Genomic DNA, 26282 nt, shown 5'->3' on the forward strand with positions numbered 1-26282 from the left:
CTTCAAGCAAGGGTCACCTAAGACACTGCCGAAGCGCCTCCCGTGTTGCGGGGCGATCGCGGGGCGATCTCCTAGTCGCGCGTCCTCCGCTGGAAGCTGCGCAGCGCCAGCGGGGCGATCACCGCGGTGATGCCGAGCGTCCAGATCACGGTGCTGAGCACCGGGTGCTGCAGCGGCAGCGCCGCGTCGGAGGAGACGGGCGTGGTGTTGCCCCACAGCTCGCGCACCGCCTGGACCAGGGAGGAGATCGGGTTCCACTCGGCGATGTGGCGCAACCAGCCCGGCATGTTCTCTGCCGGCGCGAAGGTGTTGGCCAGGAAGGTGATCGGGAACATCGTGGTGAACATCACACCGTTGACGGCCTCGACCGAGCGCATCGCGGACCCGACCAGGATGCCGAGCCAGATCATCGCGAAGCCCCAGAGCAGGATCAGCAGGTAGGCGAGGACGGCGTCCAGCACGCTCCCCCGGATCCGCCAGCCCACGATCAGGCCGGTGAGGGACATGACGACGATGCCGATCATCGAGTGCAGCAGGCTCGACATGCTGCGGCCCACCAGCACCGAGGCGGGATGGATGGGCAGCGAGCGCATCCGGTCGACGATGCCCTTGTCGATGTCGGCCGTCAGCCCCACCGCCACGATGAACGAGGCGAAGGCGATGGTCTGGCCCATGATCCCGGGCAACAGCCACTCCCGGTAGCCAGCCGGCGCGTTGGCGGCGATCGAGCCACCGAAGACGTAGGCGAAGAGCAGCACGAACATCACCGGCTGCACGGTGACGTCCATCAGCATCTCGGGCATCCGCTTGATGTGGATCAGGTTGCGTCGTGCGATGACCAACGACTGCCGGAGCAGGCCGATGTCGCGGATCTCGGGTCGCGCCAGCGTCGTCATGAGACTGCCTCCTCGATCTCCGCCTCCGGCTCCTCGGCACGGTGGCCGGTGAGGCGGAGGAAGACGTCGTCCAGGGTGGGCCGCTTCAGGCCCAGGTCGTCGAGCTCGATGCCGGTGCCCTCGAAGGCCACCGCGATCCTCGTCATGTCGGCGAGCCCGTCAGCGGGTGCGGTGAGCTGACGCGCGTTCGGCTCCACGTGCACCTCTGGTACGACGGAGCGGATCACCGCCTCCGCGCTGCCCAGGTCGGCGGCGTGGGAGACGGTCACCACCACGGCAGCCGCGCCTGAGGAGTCCTTGAGCTGGAGCGGCGTGCCTTCGGCGATCACGTTGCCTTGATCGATCACGACGATCCGGTCGGCCAGCTGATCGGCCTCCTCCAGGTACTGCGTGGTCAGCAACAGGGTGGTGCCCCCGTCGACCAGCTCCCGCAGCACGTCCCACAGCTCGACGCGGCTGCGCGGGTCGAGGCCTGTGGTCGGCTCGTCGAGGAAGAGCACCGGCGGCGTGGCGACCAGGCTGACCGCGAGGTCGAGTCGTCGCCGCATCCCCCCGGAGTACTCCTTGACCACCTTGTTGCCGGCCTCGACCAGGGAGAAGCGCTCCAGCAGGTCTTCGGTGGCTCGGCGCATGTAGGTCGCGGAGAGGCCGTAGAGCGCACCGATCAGGCGCAGGTTCTCCCGGCCGGTGAGCAGCTCGTCGACGGTCGCCGCCTGGCCGGTCAGGCCCATGCTGCGGCGTACGGCGGCAGGCTCGCGGACCACATCGTGGCCCGCCACCCGCGCGGTCCCCGACGTCGGCACCGTCAGGGTCGTCATCATGCGTACCGTCGTCGTCTTGCCGGCACCGTTGGGGCCAAGCAGGCCGAGCACCGTGCCCTGCGGCACCGAGAAGCTGACGCCGTCGACGGCGCGCTGCTCCCCGAACTCCTTGACGAGGTCGATCGCCTCGATCGCGGGTGGATCACCCATGCGCTTCCTCCTGTGATTGTCGTGGCCGTGCGCAGAAGGATGGACTCGCCGGGGCCAGCGAACTCATCGCACACTCGTGCCCTGTCACGCTACTGACCGGGGCAGGCACGCTGCCAGCGGTTTTGCGGCCTGCCTGCGACCGGCACCGGGCGCCTTCCTAGACTGTCCGCGTGTCGACTCCCCCAGCCTCCGCAGCCGAGGCCGCCGTCGAGATCGACGGCCTCGTGATGCGCTACGGCGACAAGGTCGCGGTCGACGGGCTCTCCCTGCGGGTCGAGCGCGGCACCATCACCGCGGTCCTCGGACCCAACGGCGCCGGCAAGACGACGACGCTGGAGACCTGCGAGGGCTTCCGCAAGGCACAGGCGGGCACCGTCCGCGTGCTGGGCCTCGACCCACACCGTCAGCGCCAGCAGCTGCTCCCCCGGATCGGCGTGATGCTGCAGGCGGGTGGCGCCTGGTCCGGCGTGCGCGCCGAGGAGATGCTGCGGCACATCGCGGCGTTGCACGCCCACCCGCTGCCGATCGAGCCGCTGGTCGAACGCCTCGGGCTCGGCGAGTGCGGCCGCACTCCCTATCGGCGACTCTCAGGCGGCCAGCAGCAGCGCCTGGGCCTGGCGATGGCCGTCGTCGGCCGACCGGAGCTCTGCTTCGTCGACGAGCCGACGGCGGGGATGGATCCTGCTGCGCGGCGTACGACCTGGGAGCTCTTGGAGGAGCTGCGCGCCGATGGCGTGACGATCGTGCTCACCACGCACTACATGGACGAGGCAGAGCGCCTGGCCGACCTCGTCCACGTCATCGACCACGGCCGGCTGATCGCCTCCGGAAGCCCCTTCGAGCTGACCCGGAGCCGCGGCAGCGCCACGATCCGCCTGGTGGTCACCGACCCGTTCCCGCCCGAGGCGCCCGCCTCCCTGCAGCGGACCCTCGGACCGACGGCGGAGGTACGCCCGCTCAACGAGCAGAGCCTGCTGATCAGCGGCGACGCCGACGCCACCACGCTGGCGAAGGTGTCGGCGTGGTGCGAGGAGCACAACGTCCTCCCGGAGTCGCTGACCCTGGGCCAGAACACCCTGGAGGACGTCTTCCTCCAGCTGACCGGACGGGGGCTGGGCGCGTGAGCCAAGGGACCTTCACACCGGCCCCGGGCGCGGCGCCGCTGCACCGCCAGGTGCGTGCGCAGGCCGCCATGGAGACGAAGCTGCTGCTTCGCAACGGCGAGCAGCTGCTGCTTGCCGTGGTCATCCCGGTGCTGGCACTCGTCGGCGGCACCCTCGCTGCCCGACGTCTCGACCTCGACCTGGCCCACGAACCCGTCGACGTGCTCACTCCGGGCGTCTTGGCGTTGGCCGTCATGTCGACCGCGTTCACCTCGCTCGCGATCGCCACCGGCTTCGAGCGCCGCTACGGACTCCTCAAGCGGCTGGGCGCCTCGCCGCTGCCGCGGATCGGGCTGTTGCTGGGGAAGGTGTTGGCGCTCCTGCTCGTGCAGCTGCTGCAGGCCGTGGTGATCTGTGCGGTGGCGCTCGGCCTCGGCTGGCGCCCCGGCGGCGGCGTACTCGGTGCGGTGGTCGCCGTCCTGGCGGCTCTGCTGGGCACCTGCACCTTCGCGGGACTCGGGCTCGCCCTGGCCGGCGCGCTCCGCGCGGAGGCGACGTTGGCCGCCGCCAACCTCATCTACCTGCTCCTCATGATGGGCGGCGGCATCGTCCTGCCCCGTGACACGTACGGCGCCGCGGAGGGTCCGCTGCAGCTGCTGCCGTCGGCAGCACTCGGCGATGCGCTGCGGACGGCCCTCTGGGACGGCCGCGCCGACGCGGTGGCCTTCCTCGTCCTGCTGGTGTGGGCGGTGCTCGGCGCCGGCCTGGCCAGTCGTCTCTTCAAGTGGGAGTAAGCATGCGCACCCGGCTCGCCTCGTGGCTCTGGCCCCTGGCGGTGGCCAACATCCTGGCCAACATCGGCATCGTGGTGACCGGTGCGGCCGTCCGGCTGACCGGCTCCGGCCTGGGCTGCTCGACCTGGCCTCGCTGCACCGACGAGTCGTACGCCGCGCACCCGGAGCTGGGGATCCACGGCGCGATCGAGTTCGGCAACCGGCTGTTGACCTTCGTGCTCGCGGCGGTGGCGATCCTGTGCTTCCTCTCCGCGCTGTGGAGCGGCGACCGCAGGGCCACCCGGCTCTCCTTCGTGATCGGTCTCTACATCCCGCTCCAAGCGGTCATCGGCGGCATCACGGTGCTCACCGACCTCAACCCATGGGTCGTAGCGCTGCACTTCATCTCGTCGATGGTGATCATCGGCTTCTGCCTGGCCCTGCTGGACCACCTGCGCAGCCCCACCCGGCCCGCGGCCCCGTCCCTGCCCCGTCGGCTCGCCGACGCCATCCTCGGCGTCGGCGCCGCCACGCTCTACCTGGGCACGGTCGTCACCGGCGCCGGGCCGCACGCCGGAGATCAGGACGCCAAGCGCAACGGCCTCGACCCGGCCGTCGCCTCCTACGTCCACGCCGCTGCGGTCGCCGTGCTGATCGTGCTCACCGTGGCCCTGCTGGTCGTCGCGCTGCGCTCCGGGGACCGCTGGCTGAGCGTCGTCACCGGAGCGTTGCTCGGCATCGAGCTCGCTCAGGGACTGGTCGGCTGGGTGCAGTACCTGACCGACCTTCCGGTCCTGCTCGTCGCCTTGCACATGCTGGGAGCCTCACTCCTCGCGGCGGGCCTCGCCCGCATCTGGCTAGCGGTGCGCCCGCACACCTCCGCAGCCGACCACACCGGCCGCCTCTACTCCTGGGCGACCGGCTCCCCCCGCTGACGCCCCAAGCACCACAAGTTTCCCCGCCCGGGCGGGGAACTTGTCACCTGTCGGCCGTAGCTACACACACCAGGCAATCAATTTGGTGACACAGTGCGGTGCGCAACTTGATGACACAGTGCGGTGCGGCTGCCGCCGCAGGCCTCGACGTACACCCGTCACACTTCGTCACGAAAACCTGCGCTCTGTCACTGTTGCTACAGCCGACAGGAGAGCAATTCCCCGCTCGGGCGGGGAATTGGCAAGACCTGAACAGCTCAGAAGTGCAGAAGCGGATCGATGGCGACCGCGACGAAGAGCAGGCTCAGGTAGAGGTTGGAGTGGTGGAAGAGGCGCATCGGGCGGATGACTGCCAGGTCCTCACTGCTCCGGGCACGCTTCCAGAGCTTGTGCGCCTCGACGAGGAAGATCGCGCCGAGAACGGCGGCCACGACGGGGTAGAACCATCCGGTCTCCGCGACCGGCCACAGCACCAACGAGGTCGCGACCATGACCCAGCTGTAGAGCACGATCTGCTTGCCGACCTCGGCCGCGGGCTTGACCACCGGCAGCATCGGGACGTCGACGTTGCGATAGTCCTCCCGGTAGCGCAGGGCCAGCGCCCAGGTGTGTGGCGGCGTCCAGAAGAAGACCACGAGGAAGAGCACCACCGGCGTCCAGGCGAGTTCGCCGGTGACGGCGGTCCAGCCGATGAGAGCCGGGAAGCAGCCAGCCAAGCCGCCCCAGACGATGTTCTGCGTGGTCCGACGCTTGAGCAGCATCGTGTAGACGAAGACGTAGAACGCGTTGGCGCCCAGCGACAGCGTCGCGGAGAGCGGGTTGACCCAAGCCAGCAGGACGATCGTCGAGAGCACCGCGAGCACGGTCGCGAAGATCAGCGCCGACCACGGCGAGACGATGTGGCGGGGCAGCGCGCGGCGTCGGGTGCGGCGCATCTGCTCGTCGATGTCGCGGTCGTAGACGCAGTTGTACGTCGACGCCGAGCCGGCCGACAGCGTGCCGCCGATCACCGTGGCCACGACGAGCTTGAGCTCCGGGATGCCGCGCTCGGCGAAGAACATCACCGGCACGGTGGTGAGCAACAGCAGCTCGATCACCCGCGGCTTGGTGAGGCCGATGTAGGCGGCGACGACGTCCTTCCAGGTCGCGCGTTCCGGATCGCTCGACCCGGGCACAGCGCCGGTAGGACCGGTCTGCTGAGCGCCTGCAGCCGACTGGCCGACGTACGTCACATGAACCTCGGGATGCTGAGCGGTGGGGCAATGGCTCACGACGAGCCGAAGGTGAGTCTATCGCTCCCCTTGAGTAGGCTCGGACGCAGCCCACGACGCTGATTTGGAGAGGAACCCCCTTGAGCACCGATTCCCCCCGCCTGGAGTGGACCGAACTCGACCGGCGGGCGGTCGACACGGTGCGCGTGCTTGCCATGGACGCCGTGCAGAAGGTGGGCAACGGCCACCCCGGCACCGCCATGAGTCTGGCCCCCGCGGCGTACCTGCTCTTCCAGAAGGTGATGCGGCACGACCCCGCCGACCCGAGCTGGATCGCCCGGGACCGATTCGTCCTCTCCTGCGGCCACAGCAGCCTCACGCTCTACATCCAGCTCTACCTGGCCGGCTTCGGTCTGGAGCTCGACGACCTCAAGGCGTTCCGGACCTGGGGTTCCAAGACGCCCGGTCACCCCGAGTACGGCCACACCGCGGGCGTGGAGACCACCACCGGCCCGCTGGGCCAGGGGATCGCCAACGCCGTGGGCATGGCCATGGCGGCCCGCCGCGAGCGCGGCCTGCTCGACCCGGACGCAGCCCCGGGCGCCTCCCCCTTCGACCGGCACATCTACGTGATCGCCTCGGACGGCGACCTGCAGGAGGGCGTCTCCGCGGAGGCGTCCGCGATCGCGGGCCACCAGCAGCTCGGCAACCTGACGGTGATCTGGGACGACAACAAGATCTCCATCGAGGGCGACACCGACATCGCCTTCACCGAAGACGTCGCGAAGCGCTACGAGGCCTACGGCTGGCACGTGCAGCACGTCGACTGGACCCGCGGCGGCACCGAGTACGTCGAGGACGTGCAGGCGCTGTACGACGCCATCGGCGCAGCGCGCGAGGTGACCGACAAGCCCTCGATGATCGTCCTCAACACGATTATCGCCTGGCCTGCACCCAACGCGCAGAACACCGAGGCCTCGCACGGCTCCGCGCTCGGCGACGCAGAGGTGGCGCTCACCAAGCAGGTTCTCGGGTTCGACCCGGAGCAGTCCTTCGAGGTCAGCGCCGAGGTCCTCGCGCACACCCGGCAGGCCACGAAGCGCGGTGCAGCCGCTGGCGCCGCCTGGGACGAGGCGTACCAGGCCTGGGCGACGGCCCACCCCGAGCGGGCCACCCTGCTGCACCGGCTGCGTGCCCGCGAACTCCCCGACGGCTGGGACGCCGATCTCCCCACCTATCCGGCCGACCCGAAGGGGCTGGCCACCCGGTCCGCGTCGGGCAAGGCGATCAACGCCCTGGCAGGCCACCTGCCCGAGCTGTGGGGTGGCTCGGCCGACCTCGCCGGCTCCAACAACACCACCATCACCGGCGTCCCCTCCTTCGGCCCCGCCGCACATGCGACCGAGCAGTGGCAGACCGATCCGCAGGCCGGTCGCGTGCTCCACTTCGGGATCCGTGAGCACGCCATGGGCGCGATCCTCAACGGCATCACGCTCGGCGGGCTGACCCGGGTCTTCGGCGGCACGTTCCTCCAGTTCGCCGACTACATGCGCCCGCCGGTGCGGCTGGCCGCACTGATGGGCATCCCCAGCATCTTCGTCTGGACCCACGACTCCGTGGGCCTCGGCGAAGACGGACCCACCCACCAGCCGATCGAGCACCTCGCCGCCCTGCGCGCGATCCCGGGCCTCGACGTGGTCCGGCCCGCCGACGCCAACGAGACCACCGCCGTCTGGCGCGCGGTGATGCAGCAGACCGACCGCCCGGTCGGCTTGGCCCTGAGCCGGCAGAACGTGCCGACCTTCCCGCGCGGGGAGGAGGGCTTCGCCGGCGTCGACGACGTGGCGAAGGGCGGCTACGTGCTGCTCGACACCGACGGCACCCCCGACGTGATCCTGATCGGCACGGGCTCCGAGGTGCAGCTGGCCGTGCAGGCGCGCGCGCAGCTGGCAGCCGACGGGATCGCCGCACGCGTCGTCTCGATGCCGTGTCGCGAGTGGTTCGACGCGCAGCCGCAGGAGTGGCGCGACGCGGTCCTGCCGCCGTCCGTGCGGGCGCGGGTCTCCGTCGAGGCCGGCATCGGCCTGGGCTGGCGCGAGATCGTGGGCGATGCAGGCCGGATCGTCTCGATCGAGCAGTACGGCGCGTCGGCCGACTACCAGCGCATCCTGGAGGAGTACGGCGTCACTGCCGGGGCCGTCGCCGCGGCGGCTCGCGACAGCATCGCCGCTGCTGGCAACTGACCAACCCCGACCATCACGGAGGCGACCATGAACGACCGCTTGAAGGCACTGTCCGACTCCGGTGTCTCGGTCTGGCTCGATGACCTGTCCCGGGAGCGGATCGAGTCCGGCAACCTGGCCGATCTCGTCCGCGAGCGCTCGGTGGTCGGCGTGACCACCAACCCGACCATCTTCGCGGGTGCGCTCGCCGACGGCGAGCGCTACACCGAGCAGATCCGCACGCTGGTGGCCGCCGGGGCGAACGTCGACGAGGTGATCCACGCCCTCACCACCGACGACGTCCGCAACGCCTGCGACGTGCTCGCGCCGGTCTACGCGGCCACGCCGGCCGACGGCCGGGTCTCTATCGAGGTCTCCCCCGACCTGGCCATGGACACCGATGCCACGGTGGCCGAGGCACGCGACCTGTGGGCCACCGTGGACCGCCCCAACCTGATGGTGAAGATCCCGGCGACCGAGCCGGGCCTGCCGGCGATCACCGCTGCGATCGCCGAGGGAATCAGTGTCAACGTCACCCTGATCTTCAGCCTGGAGCGCTACCGCGCGGTCATGGACGCCTACCTCGCCGGCCTCGAGCAGGCCCAGGCCCGGGGCATCGACATCGCCGGCATCCACTCGGTCGCCTCCTTCTTCGTCTCGCGGGTCGACTCGGAGGTCGACAAGCGGCTGGATGCGCTCGGGACCGAGGCAGCGGCGGCACTGCGCGGCAAGGCGGCCCTCGCCAACGCCTACCTCGCCTACGAGGCGCACGCCGAGGTCTTCGACTCAGCGCGCTTCCAGGCCCTGCCTGGAGCCAACGTGCAGCGTCCCCTCTGGGCGTCCACGGGGGTCAAGGACCCGGCGTACCCCGACACCCTCTATGTCACCGATCTGGTGGTGGCCGACTGCGTCAACACCATGCCGGAGAAGACCCTCGAGGCGTTCGCCGATCACGGCGAGCTCACCGGCGACACCGTCACTGGGCGCGGCCCGGAGTCGGCAGCGCTCTTCACCGCCCTGGCGGAGGCCGGCGTCGACTTCGATGACGTGCTGGAGCTGCTCGAGCGCGAGGGTGTGGAGAAGTTCGTCGTCTCCTGGGGCGAGCTCGTCGCCACCGTCACCGACCAGATGGCGGTGGTCGGCGCGTGACCGGCGCCGGCTGGGCCCTGGAGCTCGAACTCCCCGGCGGGATCGACCTGGCCGAGACTCTGCAGCGCCTGGTCGACGACCGGGTCGCCTCCCGGATCGCCGCGCACGACGCCTCACTCTGGGGCGAGGAGGCGAAGGAGGAGGCCGCCAAGCGCCTGGGCTGGACCGATCTCCACGAGCGCTCCCGACCCCTGGTGGCGCCGATCTCCGCGCTGCGGCGAGATTTCGCCGACGCCGGCATCACCCGCATCGTGCTCTGCGGCATGGGGGGCTCCTCCCTTGCGCCCGAGGTGATCTGCACCGCCGCCGACCGCGACCTGGAGATGCTGGACTCCTCCTCCCCCGACGTCGTACGCCGCGCGCTCGCCGGTGACCTCCACCGCACCGTGGTCGTGGTCAGCAGCAAGTCCGGCGGCACGGTCGAGACCGACAGCCACCGGCGCTCCTTTGAGGCCGCCTTCCGGGCCGCCGGGATCGACCCCGCTCAGCGGATCGTGGTCGTGACCGACCCCGGCTCCCCGCTCGACGAGCAGGCGATGGCCTCGGGGTTCCGGGTGTTCCATGCCGACCCCATGGTCGGCGGCCGCTATTCGGCGCTGAGCGCCTTCGGCCTGGTCCCCTCCGGCTTGGCCGGCGTCGACATCGAGCGCCTGCTCGACGAGGCCGCGTCGGTGGCCCCAGCCACGGCCGATGACGATCCCGACAACCCGATCCTCCGCCTGGGGGCCCTGCTCGCACTCGCCGTCCGGGCAGGGGTCGACAAGGCGGTCCTCGCCGACACCGACGCCGACCGGGCCGGGCTGGGCAGCTGGATCGAGCAGCTCGTCGCCGAGTCGACGGGCAAGGAGGGCACCGGTGTGCTGCCGATCAGCGTGCCTTCCACCCATGCTCCCAACTTCGACCCCAGCACCCCCGACTGCGTGCTGTGCACGTGGGGCGAGGTGTCGGTCTTCGACCGGATCCGGCCGGCCTCGGGCTTCGGTGCGCACCTGTGCGCGCCGCTGGGTGCCCAGTTCCTGATCTGGGAGGGCGCGGTCGCTGTGGCGAGCCGCCTGCTGGAGATCAACCCGTTCGACCAGCCCGACGTCGAGAGCGCGAAAGCCGCTGCCCGGGAGATGCTCTCCGGTGACGCGCCCCAGGACTCCCCCACCTTCGTCGACGGTCCCGTGCAGGTCTTCGCCGGCGATTGGCTACCCCCTGAGGTTGCCGACGCCCGGAGCGCGCTGCGTGCTCTGCTCACGCAGATCGATCCGGTCCGTGGCTACCTCAGCATCCAGGCCTACCTCGACGACGAGCGCGACGGCGCCGTGGCCGGCCTACGGGAGTCGCTCGCGACTCGCACCGGTAGGCCGGTCACGTTCGGTTGGGCTCCCCGCTTCCTGCACTCCACCGGCCAGTACCACAAGGGCGGACCGCAGACCGGAGTCTTCCTGCAGCTCTCCTGCGACCCGGAAGCTGATCTCGAGATCCCGGGCCGCGAGTTCACGTTCGCCGAGTTCCAGGCCTCCCAGGCGGTCGGCGACGCCCACGTGCTGAGCCGGCGCGGGCGTCCGGTGCTTCGCTTCCACGCCTCCTCTCCCGCAGGATTCGCCGAATGGCTGAACAGCCTCCTCTGACCTTGCGGGTGTTTCCCGCCGCCGAGCCGCTGGCGGCGGCCGTCGCGGCCGCCCTGATCGACAGGATCGGGGCGGCTCAGCGGGCCGGTCGGGTGCCGGCGATCTGCCTCACCGGCGGGACTATCGCCGCCGCGATCCATGCCCACCTCGGCGAGCTCGGTCGCTCCGCCCACGTGGACTGGAGCAGGGTCGACTTCTGGTGGGGCGACGAGCGCTACGTCCCGCAGGGGGCACCGGAGCGCAACGACACCGAGGTGCTCGCGACCCTCCAGGCACTCGGCGTACCCGCGACGCGCCTCCACGCCATGCCTGCCTCCACGCCCGAGGGGCTGGACGCCGCTGCCATGCGGTACGACGAGGAGCTGCGCGCTGCTGACACCGACGAGTTCGAGGTGCTGATGCTGGGCATCGGCCCGGACGGACACATCGCCTCGCTCTTCCCGGGGCGGCCGGAGCTCGTCGACAACGGCCGGATCGCGGTCGCGGTGCGCGACTCCCCGAAGCCACCGCCCGAACGGATCTCACTCACGCTGACAGCGCTGAACCAGGCTCGCGAGGTCTGGTTCGTGGCCAGCGGCGAAGGCAAGGCCGACGCCGTCGCCGCCGCTCAGCGTCACGGAGCCGTCGCGGAGCTCCCCGCCCGCGGCGTGCGCGGACGCGAGACGACGCTCTGGTGGATCGACGAAGCAGCCGCCGCCCGGCTCTGACCGCCTGCCCCGAGGCGGAGCCTGGTACGTCGACTCAGAAGATGATGTCGCCGGCCTTGCGACGCGAGCGCAGGAGCTGCAGCGCCTCGGCAAGAATGTCTTCGGCCTCCTGGTCGGAGCGCCGCTCCTTCACGTAGGCCAGGTGCGTCTTGTAGGGCTCGATCTTCGGAGCCGGAGGCGGGTTGTCGGAGTCGACGCTGGCCGGGAGGCCGCAACGAGGGCAGTCCCACGTCTCGGGGACGGTGGCCTCGATCGCGAAGGTGATCGCCGAGCGATGGTCGTTGGCGCAGAAGTAGGTCACCTGCTGGCGCGGCGCGGCCTCGCCGCGCTCCGCCTCGCCCATCGGGCCCGATCCGATCCGGGACCCCCGGATCGCGCTGCCTGCACCAGCCACCTGTTGCTCCTCTCAGCCCAGTCGCACCGCTCGGTCGAGGGACGATCCTCAGACGCCGCCGAAGGCGACCAGCAGCGAGAGCGCGAGGATGCATGCGGCCCAGATCAGGCCGACCCCTACCGTGAGTCGGTCGAGGTTGCGCTCAGCCACCGAGGAACCGCCCAGACCACTGGACACGCCGCCGCCGAACATATCGGACAGACCGCCCCCGCGTCCCTTGTGAAGGAGCACGAGCAGGATCAGCAGCAGGCTGCTGATCACGAGGATGATGGTGAAGACGAGTTCCACGTGACCAACCCTAACCGACAGGTGCGTGACCCACCGCACCCGGCTGCCCTTCGACACGGATCCGCTGTTGCTCCGGCCGCGAACCATCTCTAGCGTCGCCCTGTGCTTCATGCTGCCGCGACCGGGCTTCTCACCGGGCTGACCCTCATCATCGCCATCGGCGCCCAGAACGCCTACGTGCTCCGGCAGGGTCTACGCCGCTCGCACGTGGTGGCGGTGGTCACGGTCTGCGCGGTCTCCGACGTCGCCCTGATCGTGGCCGGCGTTGCGGGGATCGGGACCATCGTCGACCGCGCCGGGTGGTTGATCGACGTGGTGCGCTGGCTGGGCGTCGCCTTCCTGCTCTGGTACGCCGCCGCCTCGCTGCGCCGCGCCCGGCACCCTGAGTCCCTGGGCGACTCGGAGGGCGCCGCCGTCGAGACCAGGTCGGCTGCGGTGGGCCGCGCGGTGGCACTGACCTGGCTGAATCCGCACGTCTATCTCGACACGGTCTTGCTACTGGGCTCGATCGCAGCCACCCAGGACGGCCCGACTGGTCGCTGGTGGTTCGCAGTAGGCGCGTGCCTGGGCAGCATGCTGTGGTTCACCGCCCTGGGGTTCGGCGCTCGAGGCGCTGCGCCGCTCCTGCGCAGCCCGCGTGCCTGGCAGGTGCTGGAGGTGATCATCGCGGCGACGATGCTGGTCGTCGCCGCCATGCTCGCCCTCGGATGACCCACCGCGACAGAGCTGTCAGAGCACCGGCATGTCCCGATAGCGGCAGATGCCGCCGAACTCGTCGACGTCGAGGCTCGCGCCGCCCACCAGGGCACCGTCCACGTCGCCCTGCTGCATGATCGCGGCAACGTTGCCGGGCTTCACAGAGCCGCCGTAGAGGATCCGGACCGCGGTTGCCGCGCCATCGCCGTGCACCTCGGCGACCCGGGCGCGCAGTGCCGCGCACACCTCCTGTGCGTCCTCGGGGGTCGCCACCTCGCCGGTGCCGATCGCCCAGACCGGCTCGTAGGCGATCACCAGGCCGGCGACCTGCTCGGCGCTCAGGCCGGCCAGGGAGCCGTCGAGCTGGCCGACGGTGTGGGCCACGTGCTCGCCAGCCTGTCGAACCTCCAGGCCCTCACCGACGCAGACGATCGGCACCATGCCGGCGGCGATCGCCTTGCGCGCCTTCACGTTGACCAGCGCGTCGTCCTCACCGTGGTCCTGGCGCCGCTCGGAGTGGCCGACGACCACGTAGCTGCAGCCCAGCTTCGCGAGCATCGCCGCCGAGACCTCGCCGGTGTGCGCACCGGAGTCGTGAGCGGAGACGTCCTGGGCGCCGTACCGGATCCGCAGGCGGTCGCCGTCGACCAGCGTCTGCACCGAGCGCAGGTCGGTGAACGGCGGCAGCACGGCCACCTCGGTGCGCTCGTGGTCGTGCTTCTTGTCCGACAGGCTCCAGGCCAGCTTCTGCACGAACACCACCGCCTCCTGGTGGTTCTTGTGCATCTTCCAGTTGCCCGCCATCAGCGGGACGCGTGCGGTCTTCGCGGCCATCAGTCCTCCAGGATCGCGATGCCGGGCAGTTCCTTGCCCTCGAGGTACTCCAGGCTCGCTCCACCGCCGGTGGAGATGTGCCCGAAGGCGTCGTCGGCGAAGCCGAGACGGCGTACGGCGGCAGCGGAGTCGCCACCGCCGACAACGGAGAGGCCGTCGACCTTGGTCAGCGCCTCGGCGACGGCACGGGTGCCGCCGGCGAAGGCATCGACCTCGAAGACGCCCATGGGGCCGTTCCAGAAGACGGTCCGAGCCTGCTCGATCTCGGCGGCGAAGGCCCGCGCCGAATCGGGACCGATATCGAGCCCGAGGGCGTCGGTCGGGATCGCGTCAGCCGAGACCACCCGCGGCTCCGGCTCCCGATCACCGCCGGGGAAGGCGGTGTCGACGACGATGTCGGTCGGCAGCACGAGGCGTACGCCGGTCTGCTCGGCTCGGGCCAGGTACTCGCGGCACGTGTCGAGCTGGTCCACCTCCAGCAGGCTCTTCCCGACCTCGCGTCCCTGCGCCGCCAGGAAGGTGAAGACCATCCCACCGCCGATGAGCAGCGTGTCGGCCTTGCCCAGCAGGTTGTCGATCACGCCGAGCTTGTCGGAGACCTTGGATCCGCCCAACACGACGGCGTACGGTCGCTCCGGCGCGTCGGTGAGCCGCCGGAGTACGTCGACCTCGGCGGCGACCAGCGGCCCCATGGCGTGCGGGAGCCGAGCAGCCACGTCGTACACCGACGCTTGCTTGCGGTGCACCACGCCGAATCCGTCACTCACGAATCCGTCGGCCAGTGCTGCGAGCTCGTCGGCGAAGCCTCCACGCTCGGTGTCGTCCTTACTGGTCTCTCCCGCGTTGAAGCGCACGTTCTCGAGCACCAGGATCGAGCCCTCCGGCATCCGCTCCACCATCGCCCGGGCGCTCTCGCCGACCGTGTCGGTCGCGAGGAGGCAGTCGAACTCACCGTCGACCAGCTCTGCCACCCGGGTCGCAACCGGCGTGATCCGGTAGCGATCGTCCGGCTGCCCGCCGGGACGACCGAGGTGGGCGGCGACGATGACCTTCGCACCGGCACGGGCGAGCTGGAGGATCGTCGGCAGCGAGGCACGGATCCGGCCGTCGTCGGTGATGGTGTCGCCGTCGAGGGGCACGTTGAGATCGGAGCGGACCAGGATGCGCTTGCCGCGCAGGCTGCCGCCGAGTTCAGCGGTCAGGGCGTCGATGCCGGACATGTCTTCCTTGCTGTGCTCTGGGTCGGATGCTCGGGCCCGGTGCTCCGGAGCCGGGCTCAGCCTAGATCAGCGCCGATGTAGGTGATCAGGTCGACCAGACGATTCGAGTAGCCCCACTCGTTGTCGTACCAGCCGACCACCTTGACCTGATCGCCGATCACCTTCGTCAACGGCGCATCGAAGATGCACGAGGCCGGATTGGTGACGATGTCGGAGGAGACGATCGGTGCGGTGGAGTAGGTGAGGTAGCCGGCGAGCGCGCCCTCGGCCGCCGTGGCGAAGAGTGCGTTCACCTCCTCGACGGTGGTCTGTCGGCCCACGTCGACGGTCAGGTCGGTGACCGATCCCGTGGGCACGGGCACCCGCAGCGCGTAGCCGTCCAGCTTGCCCCGCAGCTCCGGAAGGACGAGCCCGATGGCCTTCGCAGCACCCGTCGAGGTCGGCACCACGTTGACAGCGGCGGCACGTGCCCGGCGCAGGTCACGGTGGATGTTGTCCTGGAGGTTCTGGTCGGAGGTGTAGGCGTGCACGGTGGTCATCAGACCGTGCTCGATGCCCAGGCCGTCCAGCAGCACCTTGGCCATCGGCGCGAGGCAGTTCGTGGTGCAGGAGGCGTTGGAGATGACCGTGTGGGCAGCTCCGTCGTACGCCTCGTGGTTCACCCCCATGACCAGCGTGACGTCCTCGTTCTTGGCGGGCGCCGAGATGATCACCTTGCGGGCGCCGCCGGCGTCGACGTGGGCGCGTGCGGCGTGGGCGTCTGTGAAGAAGCCGGTCGACTCGACGACGACGTCGACACCCGACTCCGCCCAGGGGATCTGGGCGGGATCCCGCTGGTCGTGGGCGACGAAGCTGGTGTCGCCCACCACGATGCGGTGGTCCTCCGCATGCACGTCGACGTCGAGCACCCCCAGCGTCGTGTCGTACTTCAGCAGGTGGGCCAGCGTGGGCAGGTCGCCCAGGTCGTTGACCGCGACAACCTCGATATCGGCGTCGGAGGCCAACACTGCCCGATAGAAGTTGCGTCCGATCCGACCGAACCCGTTGATTCCGACACGCACCGTCACAGCAGACCCCCTCGCAGGTCGATTGGGTGAATGTCCTCGACCTTAATACGTGGTCACGAAGGTTCGACCGTCGCGAGCGGCGCATCCAGTGCGCAGTTGGCAAGGCTGAGGGAGGGAGACGTGGCGGAGCCGCGTACCTACTCGGCGTCGGCCAGCATCTCCGGCGTCAACGACGCTTCGGTGTCCGGGATGCCCAGCTCCTCAGCGCGCTTGTCGGCCATGGCCAGGAGTCGGCGGATCCGTCCGGCGATGGCGTCCTTGGTGAGCACCGGATCGTGGAGCTGGCCGAGCTCCTCCAGGGATGCCTGCTTGTGCTCGAGCCGGAGTCGTCCGGCGAGCCGGAGGTGGTCGGGAGTCTCCTCGCCGAGAATCTCCAGAGCGCGCTCGACGCGCGCTCCGGCCGCCACCGCAGCGCGGGCGGAGCGACGCAGGTTGGCGTCGTCGAAGTTGGCGAGCCGGTTGGCGGTGGCGCGCACCTCACGCCGCATCCGCCGCTCCTCCCAGGCCATCAGCGCCTCGTGGGCGCCGAGGCGGGTGAGCAGCGCCCCGATCGCGTCGCCGTCACGGATCACCACGCGGTCGACGCCGCGTACCTCGCGGGCCTTCGCCTGGATGCTGAGCCGGCGCGCTACCCCCACCAGGGCAAGAGCCGCCTCGGGGCCCGGGCAGGTCACCTCCAGCGACGAGGAGCGCCCCGGCTCGGTCAACGACCCGTGCGCGAGGAACGCGCCGCGCCAGGCGGCAACGGCATCGCAGGCCGCCCCGGAGACGACCTGCGGCGGCAGACCACGGACCGGGCGGCCACGCTGGTCGAGCAGGCCGGTCTGGCGGGCCAGAGACTCCCCGTCACGGACCACGCGCAACACGTAGCGACTGCCACGGCGCAGGCCGTTGCCCTGCACCACGGCCACCTCTGCGGCATGCCCGAAGACCTCGGAGATGTCGGTGCGCAGGCGACGGGCGGCAGCGCCGGTGTCGAGCTCCGCCTCCACGACGATCCGGCCGCTGACGATGTGCAGCCCACCGGCGAAGCGCAGCGTCGTCGAGACCTCAGCCTTGCGACAGCACGTCTTCGTGGTCTGGGTGCTGGCCAGCTCCGACTTCACCTGTGCCGTCATCGCCATGCCGATGATCCTTACACACGCCCGATGATCCGCGCACAGGCGGCAGCCAGCTTGATCGGGTCGTGCCGGGGCGTGCCGTCACCCATGGACAGATCGTCGAGCACCAACTCGCCACCGGCGCTCGCCACGGCACCCGCCAGGGCTTCAGCCTCCTCCGGAGCACGTTGCACCGTCTCCCGATCGGCGAGCACCGTGTGCACCCGCAACTCAGGGGCGCGTTCGACCAGCGCACCCAGCAGGTCGGCGGAGGTGTAGCCGGAGGTCTCCCCCTCCTGACCGGGCAGGTTCAGCACCACCACGACGCCGGCATTGGTGCAGGTGAGTGCATCGCGCAGCTCGTCCACCATCAGATGCGGCAGCACGGAGGTGTACCAGCTCCCCGGGCCGAGGAAGATCCAGTCGGCGGAGCCCACCGCCGCGACCGCCTCAGGGTTGGCCGGGCTGTGCTCGGGCACCAGGCGGATCGAGGTGATCGTGCCAGGTGTCACCGCCACTTGCGCCTGCCCCCGGACCGTGGAGAGGACATCCGGCGCGTCGGGGTCGAGCCCGCGGACCGTCGCCTCGATATCTAGGGGGACGTCGGCCATCGGCAGCACCCGGCCCTCGGCGGCCAGGAGTCGTCCGATCCACTCCAGGCCGAGGACGTTCTCGCCCAGGAGCTCCCACAGTGCGGTGATGAGGACGTTGCCGACGACATGGCCGCCGAGCTCACCGTCACTGCTGAACCGGTGCTGGAGCACCCTGGCCCAGGTCTGGCCCCAGTCGTCGTCGCTGCAGAGCGCCGCCAACGCCATCCGCAGATCGCCGGGCGGAAGGACACCGAACTCCTGACGCAGTCGGCCCGATGAGCCTCCGTTGTCGGCGACCGTGACGATCCCGGTCAGGTCGTCGACGACCCGCCGGAGAGCGGAGAGGGTGACGTGGAGCCCATGTCCGCCGCCGAGCGCCACGACGCGGGCGGAGAGACGCTCGGGCTTCTTGGGCGTGACGCTGCCGCTCATTCGCGACCGAGGTCTCGGTGCGCGGTGAGCACGTCGTACCCCAGTCGGCGCAGCCGGTCGGCGAGCGCCTCGGTCATCGCCACGCTGCGGTGCTTGCCACCGGTGCAGCCGATCGCCACGGTCAGATAGCGCTTGCCCTCGCGCAGGTAGCCCGATGAGATCGTCTGCAGCACCGGCACGTACGCGTCGATGAATGCCTGTGCGTCGGGCAGCCCGATGACGAACTCGGCGACCGCCGGGTCCTGCCCGGTGAACTCGCGCAACTCCGGCACCCAGTGCGGGTTGGGCAGGAAGCGCATGTCGGCCATGAAGTCGGCGTCGACCGGGATGCCGTACTTGAAGCCGAAGCTCACGACCGTCACCTTGAGGCTGAGCACCTGAGGGGTGCCGAACCGCTCCGAGACCCGAGCGGTGAGCTGGTGCACGTTGAGGTTGCTGGTGTCGATGATGACGTCGGCCTGGCCGCGCAGGGGCCGAAGCACCTCCCGCTCACGCAGCAGGCCGTCCAACAGGCGCCCTGAACCCTGCAGCGGGTGCGGTCGGCGGGCCGCATCCTGGCGGCGTACCAGGACGTTGTCGTCGGCCTCCAGGAAGAGCAGAGTCGAGCGCCTGCCCGTGGCCTGGTGCGCGAGATTGGCGCGCAGCTCGTCGAAGAAGCCACCGGACCGGACGTCGATCACCACCGCGATCGGCTGCTTGGGGCCACGGGTCCGATCGACCAGGCGAACCACGTCGGGCAGGAGCGACGGTGGCAGGTTGTCGACCACGAAGTAGCCGAGATCCTCCAGCTCCTTCGCCGCTGTACTGCGGCCCGCACCGGTCATGCCGGTGACCACGACGACCTCGCCGGACTCCGGCGCCGTTTCCTCACTCATGACTCTTCCTCGATCTCGCCTGTGGCGGTGTTGATCGACAGTCTCGGTGATCCCTCGTCCTTGCGGGAAACCGCGGTCTTGATGGCGGCCGCGGTGGTCGGCCCGATCCCGGGGACCGCCGCTAGCTCGTCGATCGTGGCGGCGCGCAGCTTCTTCAGCGAACCGAAGTGCTTGAGGAGCGTCTTGCGGCGCACCTCGCCGAGCCCCGGCACGTCGTCGAGCAGCGACTCGACCATCGTCTTCGAGCGGCGGGAGCGGTGATGGGTGATCGCGAAGCGGTGCGCCTCGTCGCGGATCCGTTGCAGGAGGTAGAGACCCTCGCTGGTGCGCGGCATGATCACCGGGTCCTCCTCCGCCGGCAGCCAGACCTCTTCCAGGCGCTTGGCCAGACCGCAGACCGGAATGTCGGTGATGCCCAGCTCGGCCAGGGCGGCCGTCGCGGCAGCCACCTGAGGCGGGCCGCCGTCGACGACGACCAGGCCAGGCGTGTAGGCGAACTTCCGCGCCCGGCCGGTCTCGGGGTCGACGAGCATCGGACCGTCTGCCCCCTCCACCGCGTCGCCGCGCTCGTCGAGAAGTCGCCGGAAGCGTCGGGTGATCACCTCGTGCATCGAGGCAACATCGTTCTGGCCCTCGACGCCCTTGATCACGAAGCGCCGGTACTCGCTCTTACGAGCCAGGCCGTCCTCGAAGACGACCATGCTGGCAACGACCTCGGTGCCCTGCAGGTTGGAGACGTCGTAGCACTCGATGCGCAGCGGCACCTCGTCGAGCTCAAGCGCCTCCTGGATCTCCTCCAGCGCCTGGTTGCGGGTGGTGAGGTCGCTGGCCCGCTTCGTCTTGTGCAGTGCGAGTCCCTGGGAGGCGTTGCGGGCGACCGTCTCCTGCAGGGCCTTCTTGTCACCGCGTTGCGGCACCCGGATCTTGACCTTGCTGCCCTTCAGCTCGGCGAGCAGCTCCTCCAACGTCGCGGCGTCCGGTGGGAGTGCCGGCACCAGGATCTCGCGCGGGATGCCGTCGGGCGTCTCGCCGGCGTACAGCTGAAGCAGGAAGCGCTCGACCAGCGTGCCGGTGTCGCCCTCGTCCACTCGATCAGCGACCCAGCCGCGCTGGCCGCGGATCCGCCCGCCCCGGACGTAGAAGATCTGGACCGCGACCTCGAGCGGGTCTTCGGCAAGCGCGACCACGTCGGCATCCGTGCCGTCGCCGAAGACCACAGCCTGCTTCTCCAGAGCCTTCTCCAGAGCGCCGAGGTCGTCGCGCAGCCGAGCGGCACGCTCGTACTCCATGGCCTCGGAGGCAGCGAACATCTCCTTCTCGATGCGCTTGGTGAAGGCAGCGGTGCGACCGCCCATGAAGTCGCAGAAGTCCTCGACGATCCGCCGGTGCTCCTCGGCGCTCACCTTGCCGACGCAGGGGGCGGAGCACTTGTCGATGTAGCCCAGCAGGCAGGGACGTCCGATCTGTGCGGACCTCTTGAAGACGCCGGCAGAGCAGGAGCGCATCGGGAAGACGCGTAGAAGCAGATCCACCGTCTCGCGAATGGCCCAGGCGTGACCGTACGGCCCGAAGTAGCGGGTGCCCTTCTTCTTCGCGCCGCGCCCCACCATCACCCGGGGGAACTCCTCCCCCACCGTGACCGCAAGCCAGGGGTAGGACTTGTCGTCGCGGTACTTCACGTTGAACCGCGGGTCGAACTCCTTGATCCAGGAGTACTCGAGCTGCAGCGCCTCGACCTCCGTGGCCACCACTGTCCACTCGACGCTTGCCGCGGTGGTGACCATCGTGCGAGTGCGCGGATGCAGGTTCGCCAGATCCTGGAAGTACGACGACAGGCGCGCCCGCAGGCTCTTCGCCTTGCCGACGTAGATCACCCGTCGATGCGCGTCCCGGAACTTGTAGACGCCCGGCTGGGTCGGGATGCTGCCCGGCTCCGGGCGGTACGTCGACGGGTCAGGCGGCACGGATCTCCTGGCCCTTGACTTCGATGGCTACCTCCGGCAGCGGTGTCGTGGCCGGCCCGAGCTCGACCGCACCGTCGGCGAGCGCGAAGACGGAGCCGTGGCGTGGACAGTGGATACCAGCGCCGTCGACCTGGGTGAGCTGGGCGCCCTCGTGGGTGCACCGCGAGGAGAAGGCTCGGTACTCGCCCTCGGTCGGCTGGGTGAGGACGAGCCCCTTGTCGCTCAGCACGATCCCGCCCTCGACCGGGACCTCATCGACCGTGGCCAGCACCTCGCCCGCCTTCGTCTCCGGCTTGCCGGAGGAGTCGTCACCGCCGCAGCCGGCCAGGGCCAGCGCGGCCCCGAGCGCAGCCATGCCCTGGAAGGTGGTGCGGCGGGAGATCTGCGGACGCTGCCCCATCAGGTGCCTGCCTTCGTGGTCTTCTTGGTGGTGGTCTTCTTGGCGGCAGGCTTCTTTGCCGCCGTCTTCTTGGTGGTCGTCTTCTTGGTCGCGCTCTTGCGCGCCGGAGCGGCAGCGGCCACGGCCTTCGCCGGGGCCATCGGGCGCGGCTCCACCCCCACCAGCGGAGCAAGGAACGTGCCGGTGTGGCTCGCTGCGCAGCCGGCGACCTCCTCCGGTGTGCCGGTGACCACGACCGTGCCGCCGCGGTTGCCGCCCTCCGGCCCCATGTCGACGAGCCAGTCAGCGGTCTTGATGACGTCGAGGTTGTGCTCGATCACCAAGACCGTGTTGCCCTTGTCGACCAGGCTGGAGAGCACGTCGAGGAGCTTGCGGATGTCTTCGAAGTGCAACCCGGTCGTGGGCTCGTCGAGCACATAGACGGTGCGGCCGGTCGAGCGCTTCTGGAGCTCACTGGAGAGCTTGACCCGCTGCGCCTCACCGCCGGAGAGGGTCGTGGCAGGCTGCCCGAGCCGCACATAGCCGAGCCCCACCTCGCACAGCGTCTTCATGTGCCGCGCGATCGCAGGCACGGCCGCGAAGAACTCCGCGGCCTCCTCGATGGGCATGTCGAGCACCTCGGCGATGCTCTTGCCCTTGTAATGCACCTCCAACGTCTCGCGGTTGTAGCGGGCGCCGTGGCAGACCTCGCACGGCACGTAGACGTCGGGCAGGAAGTTCATCTCGATCTTGATCGTGCCGTCACCCGTGCACGCCTCGCAGCGCCCGCCCTTGACGTTGAACGAGAAGCGGCCCTGCAGGTAGCCGCGCATCTTCGCCTCGGGCGTGGAGGCGAAGAGCTTGCGGATGTGGTCGAAGACCCCCGTGTAGGTAGCCGGGTTGCTGCGCGGCGTACGCCCGATCGGCGACTGGTCGACGTGGATCACCTTGTCGACCAGGTCGACCCCGGTGATCTTGCGGTGCCGCCCCGGCACCGAGCGCGCGTGGTGGAGCTCCTTGGCCAGCGAGGTGTAGAGGATGTCGTTGACCAACGTGGACTTGCCGGAGCCCGAGACTCCCGTGACGGCCGTGAAGACGCCCAGTGGGAAGTCGACGGTCACGTCCTTGAGGTTGTTCTCCTTCGCCCCGTGAACCGTCAGGTGGCGACCCTTCGTGCGCGGGCGGCGTACCGCCGGGACGGGGATCTCCTTGCGCCCGGAGAGGTAGTTGCCGGTCGGCGAGTCGGGGTGCGCGAGCAGATCCTCGACGGTGCCGGAGACGACGACCTGGCCCCCGTGCTCACCAGCACCCGGACCGATGTCGACGACCCAGTCAGCGGTGCGGATCGTGTCTTCGTCGTGCTCCACCACGATGAGCGTGTTGCCGAGATCCTTGAGCCGGACCAGGGTCTCGATCAGACGCTGGTTGTCGCGCTGATGCAGGCCGATCGAGGGCTCGTCGAGCACGTAGAGCACGCCGACGAGTCCCGCGCCGATCTGGGTGGCGAGCCGGATCCGCTGCGCCTCGCCCCCGGAGAGCGATCCGGAGGGGCGGTCGAGGGAGAGATAGTCGAGTCCGACGTCGAGCAGGAACTCGAGCCGCTCCAGGATCTCCTTGAGCACCCGGGCACCGATCTGGCGCTCACGCTCACTGAGCTCCAAGGTGCGCAGACGCTCGGCCGTCTCGTTGATCGGCAGGGCGCAGAGATCGGCGATGTTGAGGCCGCCCTTGTCCTTGGCTCCCAGCGTCACCGAGACCGATACCGGCTTGAGCCGGCTGCCGCGACAGGCCGGGCACGGCACCTCTCGCATGTAGCCCTCGTAGCGTTCCCGTGCGGTGTCGCTCTCCGCTTCGCGGTGCCGGCGCTCGACGTACGGGCGGACGCCCTCGAAGGCGGCGTAGTAGGAGCGCTCCCGGCCGTAGCGGTTCTTGGTGCGCACGTGGACCTTGGTGCTGTGCCCGTCCAGCACGATGCGCTGGATCTTGCTGGGCAGCTGCTCCCACGGGGTGTTGAGGTCGAAGCCGACCTCGTCGCCGAGGGCCCCGAGGAGACGCAGGAAGTAGTCGGCGACGTGGGCGTGGCTCCAGGGCTGGATCGCGCCCTCACCCAGAGTGGCCCCGGGGTCGGCGATCACGAGCTCCGGATCGACCTCCATCCGGGTGCCGAGGCCGGTGCACTCCGGGCAGGCTCCGAACGGAGAGTTGAAGGAGAAGGAGCGCGGCTCGAGCTCGTCGGTGTCGAGGAGGTGCTCGTTGGGGCACGACATCTTCTCGGAGAAGCGCATCTCCCGGTCGGGCGCGCCTTCGGCTCGATCGACGAAGTCGACGAGCACCAGACCGCCGGCCAGGCTGAGCGCCGTCTCCACCGAGTCGGTCAGTCGGCGCTTGGCGGACTCCTTGACTGCCAGGCGGTCGACGACGACCTCGATCGTGTGCTTCTGCTGCTTGTTCATCACCGGGCCGGCGATGACGGCGTCCAGTGTCTTGGTCTCTCCGTCGACCCGCACCCGCGAGAAGCCTTGGCTCTGCAGGGACCGGAAGAGCTCGACGTACTCACCCTTGCGGCCGCGGATCACCGGCGCCAACACCTGGAACCGGGTGCCCTCCTCAAGGGTGAGCAGCCGGTCGACGATCTGCTGGGGAGTCTGCCGCTCGATCGGAGCGCCGCAGACCGGGCAGTGCGGACGGCCTGCACGCGCGTAGAGCAGGCGCAGGTAGTCGTAGACCTCGGTAATGGTGCCGACGGTCGACCGCGGGTTCTTCGAGGTGGACTTCTGGTCGATGCTGACCGCGGGCGAGAGACCTTCGATGAAGTCCACGTCGGGCTTGTCCATCTGGCCGAGGAACTGACGCGCATAGGCGGAGAGCGACTCCACGTAGCGGCGCTGACCCTCCGCGAAGATCGTGTCGAAGGCGAGACTGGACTTACCCGAGCCGGAGAGGCCGGTGAAGACGATGAGGGCGTCTCGCGGCAGGTCGAGGGAGACGTCCTTCAGGTTGTGCTCGCGGGCACCGCGGATGATGAGTTGGTCGGCCATGTGTCTTCCGGTTCGAGGCGCGGGAATTTCGAACAAGTGTTCGTTACGCGGGCCCCCGACGCAAGACGCCACGCACGCGCTCCACGATCTCACGGGGCGCAAGCCGCGGTTGAATGGGCGCATGGACCCCCTCGCCCAGCTGCCCCTGCTCCGCGCCGCCGACGCGCAGTTCGCCGACTCCCTGCGCGCGCTCGACGAGACAGAGCTGCGTGCTCCCTCACTGCTCCCGGGCTGGTCACGTGCACACGTCGCGGCCCACGTCGCCCTCAACGGCGAGGCGTTCCGCCGCGTCCTCCGTCAGGTGGCGGCAGGTGAGCCGGCGTCGATGTACGACAGCAGCGAGGCCCGCGATGCCGATATCGACCGCCTCGCGTCGGCCTCTGCCGGCGCGCTGCTGGAACGCAACCAGCAGGTGGCCGACGACCTCGTCGCGCTGCTCGACCAGGTCGAGCCGGCACACTGGTCAGCGCGGGTGACCCGACTGCCTGGAGGCGGTGGGATGGAGTTCCCGCTCACCGGCCTGCTGCCGCGCCGGCTCGGCGAGGTCAGCATCCACCACGCTGACCTGGGCCGCGCCTTCACCCAGCACGACTGGCCCGCCGAGTTCTCGGCCGAGGTCGTCGACTCCCGGGCCCCACGGCACCCCTCCTGGGCGTTCGAGGCGACCGACACCGGCGCCTCCTGGGGAGTCGCGGGTACGGCGGAGCTCGTCGTCCGCGGCTCCGTAGCCGACCTGGCCTGGTGGCTCACCGGCCGCGGCACCGGGTCCAGCCTCTCCACGTCAACGGGAGAGCTCCCGGAACCGCCGACGTTCTGAGTTCGCCCGGCGCGACCCCGGCGGCGTCCGCGCGCAACGTCCTGCCACCTGGTCGCCCCAACAACCCACCCGCAGGACATCCCACACAACGTCCTGCCACCCGGTCACCCCAACAACCCACCCGCAGGACGTCCCACACAACGTCCTGCCACCCGGCCACCCCAACAACCCACCCGCAGGACGTACGCCGGATCCTTCCCGCATTCCCTAGGCTGGCGCCATGACCTACACCGGTGACGTGACACCTGGCGGCCCCGCCGACGTACGCGAGCTGCCGCAACTGACCATCCGCAAGCTCGCTGTCGACGAGAAGATGGCCAACAACTGCTACCTGCTGACCTGCCGGGCGACCGGAGCGAACCTGCTCATCGATGCCGCCGACGACGCGCCCGCGCTCCTGGAGCTGAGCGGCGGCAGGCTCGCCGGGATCGTGACCACGCACCAGCACTGGGACCACCATCGCGCGCTCGCCGACGTGGTCGCCGCCACCGGCGCCCCCGTGTACGCCGGCGCGCCCGACGCGGAGGCCATCACTGAGCAGACCGGGGTCGAGGTCGCCACGCGGCTCGCCCACGGCGACACGGTGCGGGTGGGCGAGGCGGAGCTGTCGGTGATCGCCATCGCCGGACACACCCCGGGCTCCATCGCGCTGCTGCATCGTGACCCCGAGGGCACCCCGCACCTCTTCACGGGCGACTCGCTCTTCCCCGGTGGGGTGGGTGCGACCTTCGGTGATGCCGAGGCGTTCCGCACTCTCATCGACGAGGTGGAGGCGAAGGTGTTCGGCACCCTGCCCGACGACACCTGGTTCTACCCCGGCCACGGCTCCGACGGACAACTCGGCAACGAGCGTCCGCACCTGGCGGAGTGGCGCGAGCGCGGCTGGTAGCCGCTCCCCTGGGATCGAGTGCGCCCAGATGACGCCTTGAGTCAGCGCAAATCACGCGAGCGCGCGCGATTTGCGCGCACTCGACGCGTGATTCGCGCGCACTCGACGCGTGA

The 26282-nt window shown here is 69.9% G+C and carries 24 protein-coding genes; 10 read left to right on the forward strand and 14 right to left on the reverse strand.

The features are described 5' to 3' along the window. Positions 1-71: 71 nt before the first annotated feature. Positions 72-896 carry an ABC transporter permease gene (locus tag DNK54_RS04870; RefSeq protein WP_110205856.1) on the reverse strand — a complete coding sequence of 275 codons (825 nt, stop codon included), beginning with the start codon at positions 894-896 and terminating at the stop codon, positions 72-74. Continuing rightward, complete coding sequence (locus DNK54_RS04875; RefSeq protein WP_110205857.1) at positions 893-1867, reverse strand: ATP-binding cassette domain-containing protein; 975 nt, start codon at positions 1865-1867, stop codon at positions 893-895. Before DNK54_RS04875 ends, DNK54_RS04870 begins: the two co-directional genes overlap by 4 nt. 170 nt (positions 1868-2037) lie before the next feature. Between DNK54_RS04875 and DNK54_RS04880 the strand changes: the two genes are divergently transcribed. Genes DNK54_RS04880 through DNK54_RS04890 form a run of 3 tightly spaced genes read left to right on the forward strand, consistent with a single transcriptional unit; the run spans position 2038 to position 4678 of the window. Beyond that, positions 2038-2991 carry an ABC transporter ATP-binding protein gene (locus DNK54_RS04880; protein ID WP_239459926.1) on the forward strand — a complete coding sequence of 318 codons (954 nt, stop codon included), beginning with the start codon at positions 2038-2040 and terminating at the stop codon, positions 2989-2991. Next, complete coding sequence (locus tag DNK54_RS04885; protein WP_110205858.1) at positions 2988-3764, forward strand: ABC transporter permease; 777 nt, start codon at positions 2988-2990, stop codon at positions 3762-3764. Before DNK54_RS04880 ends, DNK54_RS04885 begins: the two co-directional genes overlap by 4 nt. A 2-nt stretch (positions 3765-3766) precedes the next feature. Beyond that, positions 3767-4678 carry a COX15/CtaA family protein gene (locus DNK54_RS04890; protein WP_110205859.1) on the forward strand — a complete coding sequence of 304 codons (912 nt, stop codon included), beginning with the start codon at positions 3767-3769 and terminating at the stop codon, positions 4676-4678. 257 nt (positions 4679-4935) lie between these two features. Here DNK54_RS04890 and DNK54_RS04895 read toward each other — a convergent pair whose 3' ends face one another. Then, positions 4936-5853, reverse strand: a complete 918-nt coding sequence (locus DNK54_RS04895; protein WP_239459980.1) for a heme o synthase — start codon at positions 5851-5853, stop codon at positions 4936-4938. Positions 5854-6029: 176 nt separating this feature from the next. Here DNK54_RS04895 and tkt point away from each other — a divergent pair, with 176 nt between their 5' ends. Genes tkt through pgl form a run of 4 tightly spaced genes read left to right on the forward strand, consistent with a single transcriptional unit; the run spans position 6030 to position 11583 of the window. Beyond that, on the forward strand, positions 6030-8132 hold the full coding sequence (gene tkt, locus DNK54_RS04900; protein ID WP_110205861.1) for a transketolase: 2103 nt from the start codon (positions 6030-6032) through the stop codon (positions 8130-8132). Positions 8133-8159: 27 nt separating this feature from the next. After that, positions 8160-9260, forward strand: coding sequence for a transaldolase (tal, locus tag DNK54_RS04905; protein WP_110205862.1), 1101 nt, complete (start codon positions 8160-8162; stop codon positions 9258-9260). Continuing rightward, complete coding sequence (locus tag DNK54_RS04910; protein WP_239459927.1) at positions 9257-10876, forward strand: glucose-6-phosphate isomerase; 1620 nt, start codon at positions 9257-9259, stop codon at positions 10874-10876. Before tal ends, DNK54_RS04910 begins: the two co-directional genes overlap by 4 nt. Beyond that, positions 10855-11583, forward strand: a complete 729-nt coding sequence (gene pgl, locus DNK54_RS04915) for a 6-phosphogluconolactonase (protein ID WP_110205863.1) — start codon at positions 10855-10857, stop codon at positions 11581-11583. Before DNK54_RS04910 ends, pgl begins: the two co-directional genes overlap by 22 nt. Before the next feature lie 34 nt (positions 11584-11617). On the opposite strand, the gene DNK54_RS04920 is transcribed toward pgl, so the two are convergent. Together DNK54_RS04920 and secG are read right to left on the reverse strand one after the other, a co-directional pair. Beyond that, positions 11618-11977 (reverse strand): RNA polymerase-binding protein RbpA, encoded by a 360-nt coding sequence (locus DNK54_RS04920; RefSeq protein ID WP_110205864.1) that lies wholly within the window; start codon positions 11975-11977, stop codon positions 11618-11620. A 48-nt stretch (positions 11978-12025) separates the two neighbouring features. Then, on the reverse strand, positions 12026-12265 hold the full coding sequence (secG, locus tag DNK54_RS04925) for a preprotein translocase subunit SecG (RefSeq protein ID WP_110205865.1): 240 nt from the start codon (positions 12263-12265) through the stop codon (positions 12026-12028). 102 nt (positions 12266-12367) lie between these two features. On the opposite strand from secG, the gene DNK54_RS04930 reads away from it, so the two are divergent. Continuing rightward, positions 12368-12976 carry a LysE/ArgO family amino acid transporter gene (locus DNK54_RS04930; protein WP_110205866.1) on the forward strand — a complete coding sequence of 203 codons (609 nt, stop codon included), beginning with the start codon at positions 12368-12370 and terminating at the stop codon, positions 12974-12976. An 18-nt stretch (positions 12977-12994) separates the two neighbouring features. Here the strand turns inward: DNK54_RS04930 and tpiA are convergent, their stop codons facing one another. The 9 genes from tpiA to uvrA all read right to left on the reverse strand — a co-directional run bounded on the left by tpiA (position 12995) and on the right by uvrA (position 24463). Beyond that, complete coding sequence (tpiA, locus tag DNK54_RS04935) at positions 12995-13795, reverse strand: triose-phosphate isomerase (RefSeq protein ID WP_110205867.1); 801 nt, start codon at positions 13793-13795, stop codon at positions 12995-12997. Continuing rightward, complete coding sequence (locus tag DNK54_RS04940) at positions 13795-15015, reverse strand: phosphoglycerate kinase (RefSeq protein ID WP_110205868.1); 1221 nt, start codon at positions 15013-15015, stop codon at positions 13795-13797. The genes tpiA and DNK54_RS04940 overlap by 1 nt, the downstream gene beginning before the upstream one ends. Before the next feature lie 56 nt (positions 15016-15071). After that, positions 15072-16082, reverse strand: coding sequence for a type I glyceraldehyde-3-phosphate dehydrogenase (gene gap, locus DNK54_RS04945; protein ID WP_110205869.1), 1011 nt, complete (start codon positions 16080-16082; stop codon positions 15072-15074). Positions 16083-16219: 137 nt separating this feature from the next. Beyond that, complete coding sequence (gene whiA / locus DNK54_RS04950) at positions 16220-17206, reverse strand: DNA-binding protein WhiA (RefSeq protein ID WP_110205870.1); 987 nt, start codon at positions 17204-17206, stop codon at positions 16220-16222. Between the two features lie 11 nt (positions 17207-17217). Next, complete coding sequence (locus DNK54_RS04955; RefSeq protein ID WP_110205871.1) at positions 17218-18207, reverse strand: gluconeogenesis factor YvcK family protein; 990 nt, start codon at positions 18205-18207, stop codon at positions 17218-17220. Next, the gene (gene rapZ, locus DNK54_RS04960; protein WP_110205872.1) at positions 18204-19082 is read right to left on the reverse strand and encodes an RNase adapter RapZ; all 879 of its coding nucleotides are present in this window, start codon (positions 19080-19082) and stop codon (positions 18204-18206) included. Before rapZ ends, DNK54_RS04955 begins: the two co-directional genes overlap by 4 nt. Further along, on the reverse strand, positions 19079-21046 hold the full coding sequence (gene uvrC, locus DNK54_RS04965; RefSeq protein WP_110205873.1) for an excinuclease ABC subunit UvrC: 1968 nt from the start codon (positions 21044-21046) through the stop codon (positions 19079-19081). Before uvrC ends, rapZ begins: the two co-directional genes overlap by 4 nt. Then, positions 21036-21446, reverse strand: a complete 411-nt coding sequence (locus DNK54_RS04970; protein WP_110205874.1) for a Rieske (2Fe-2S) protein — start codon at positions 21444-21446, stop codon at positions 21036-21038. Before DNK54_RS04970 ends, uvrC begins: the two co-directional genes overlap by 11 nt. After that, entirely contained in the window at positions 21446-24463 is a 3018-nt protein-coding gene (gene uvrA / locus DNK54_RS04975) for an excinuclease ABC subunit UvrA (protein WP_110205875.1), read from the reverse strand. Before uvrA ends, DNK54_RS04970 begins: the two co-directional genes overlap by 1 nt. Positions 24464-24584: 121 nt before the next feature. Between uvrA and DNK54_RS04980 the strand changes: the two genes are divergently transcribed. After that, entirely contained in the window at positions 24585-25280 is a 696-nt protein-coding gene (locus tag DNK54_RS04980; protein WP_162602305.1) for a maleylpyruvate isomerase family mycothiol-dependent enzyme, read from the forward strand. A 220-nt stretch (positions 25281-25500) separates the two neighbouring features. Then, a complete protein-coding gene (locus DNK54_RS04985; RefSeq protein WP_110205877.1) occupies positions 25501-26169 on the forward strand; it encodes an MBL fold metallo-hydrolase in 669 nt (222 codons plus the stop codon). Positions 26170-26282 lie beyond the last annotated feature (113 nt).

The sequence above is a fragment of the Nocardioides daejeonensis genome, from assembly GCF_003194585.1.
Taxonomy (GTDB): Bacteria; Actinomycetota; Actinomycetes; order Propionibacteriales; family Nocardioidaceae; genus Nocardioides; species Nocardioides daejeonensis.

Excerpts from the sequence above, each read along its gene's own strand:
- DNK54_RS04875 (WP_110205857.1), bottom strand. The coding sequence starts at position 1,867 with ATGGGTGATCCACCCGCGATCGAGGCGATCGACCTCGTCAAGGAGTTC.
- DNK54_RS04980 (WP_162602305.1), top strand. The coding sequence starts at position 24,585 with ATGGACCCCCTCGCCCAGCTGCCCCTGCTCCGCGCCGCCGACGCGCAG.
- DNK54_RS04970 (WP_110205874.1), bottom strand. The coding sequence starts at position 21,446 with ATGGGGCAGCGTCCGCAGATCTCCCGCCGCACCACCTTCCAGGGCATG.
- whiA (WP_110205870.1), bottom strand. The coding sequence starts at position 17,206 with ATGGCGATGACGGCACAGGTGAAGTCGGAGCTGGCCAGCACCCAGACC.
- DNK54_RS04890 (WP_110205859.1), top strand. The coding sequence starts at position 3,767 with ATGCGCACCCGGCTCGCCTCGTGGCTCTGGCCCCTGGCGGTGGCCAAC.
- rapZ (WP_110205872.1), bottom strand. The coding sequence starts at position 19,082 with ATGAGTGAGGAAACGGCGCCGGAGTCCGGCGAGGTCGTCGTGGTCACC.
- uvrA (WP_110205875.1), bottom strand. The coding sequence starts at position 24,463 with ATGGCCGACCAACTCATCATCCGCGGTGCCCGCGAGCACAACCTGAAG.
- DNK54_RS04870 (WP_110205856.1), bottom strand. The coding sequence starts at position 896 with ATGACGACGCTGGCGCGACCCGAGATCCGCGACATCGGCCTGCTCCGG.
- pgl (WP_110205863.1), top strand. The coding sequence starts at position 10,855 with ATGGCTGAACAGCCTCCTCTGACCTTGCGGGTGTTTCCCGCCGCCGAG.
- DNK54_RS04985 (WP_110205877.1), top strand. The coding sequence starts at position 25,501 with ATGACCTACACCGGTGACGTGACACCTGGCGGCCCCGCCGACGTACGC.
- tal (WP_110205862.1), top strand. The coding sequence starts at position 8,160 with ATGAACGACCGCTTGAAGGCACTGTCCGACTCCGGTGTCTCGGTCTGG.
- tpiA (WP_110205867.1), bottom strand. The coding sequence starts at position 13,795 with ATGGCCGCGAAGACCGCACGCGTCCCGCTGATGGCGGGCAACTGGAAG.
- DNK54_RS04940 (WP_110205868.1), bottom strand. The coding sequence starts at position 15,015 with ATGTCCGGCATCGACGCCCTGACCGCTGAACTCGGCGGCAGCCTGCGC.
- DNK54_RS04955 (WP_110205871.1), bottom strand. The coding sequence starts at position 18,207 with ATGAGCGGCAGCGTCACGCCCAAGAAGCCCGAGCGTCTCTCCGCCCGC.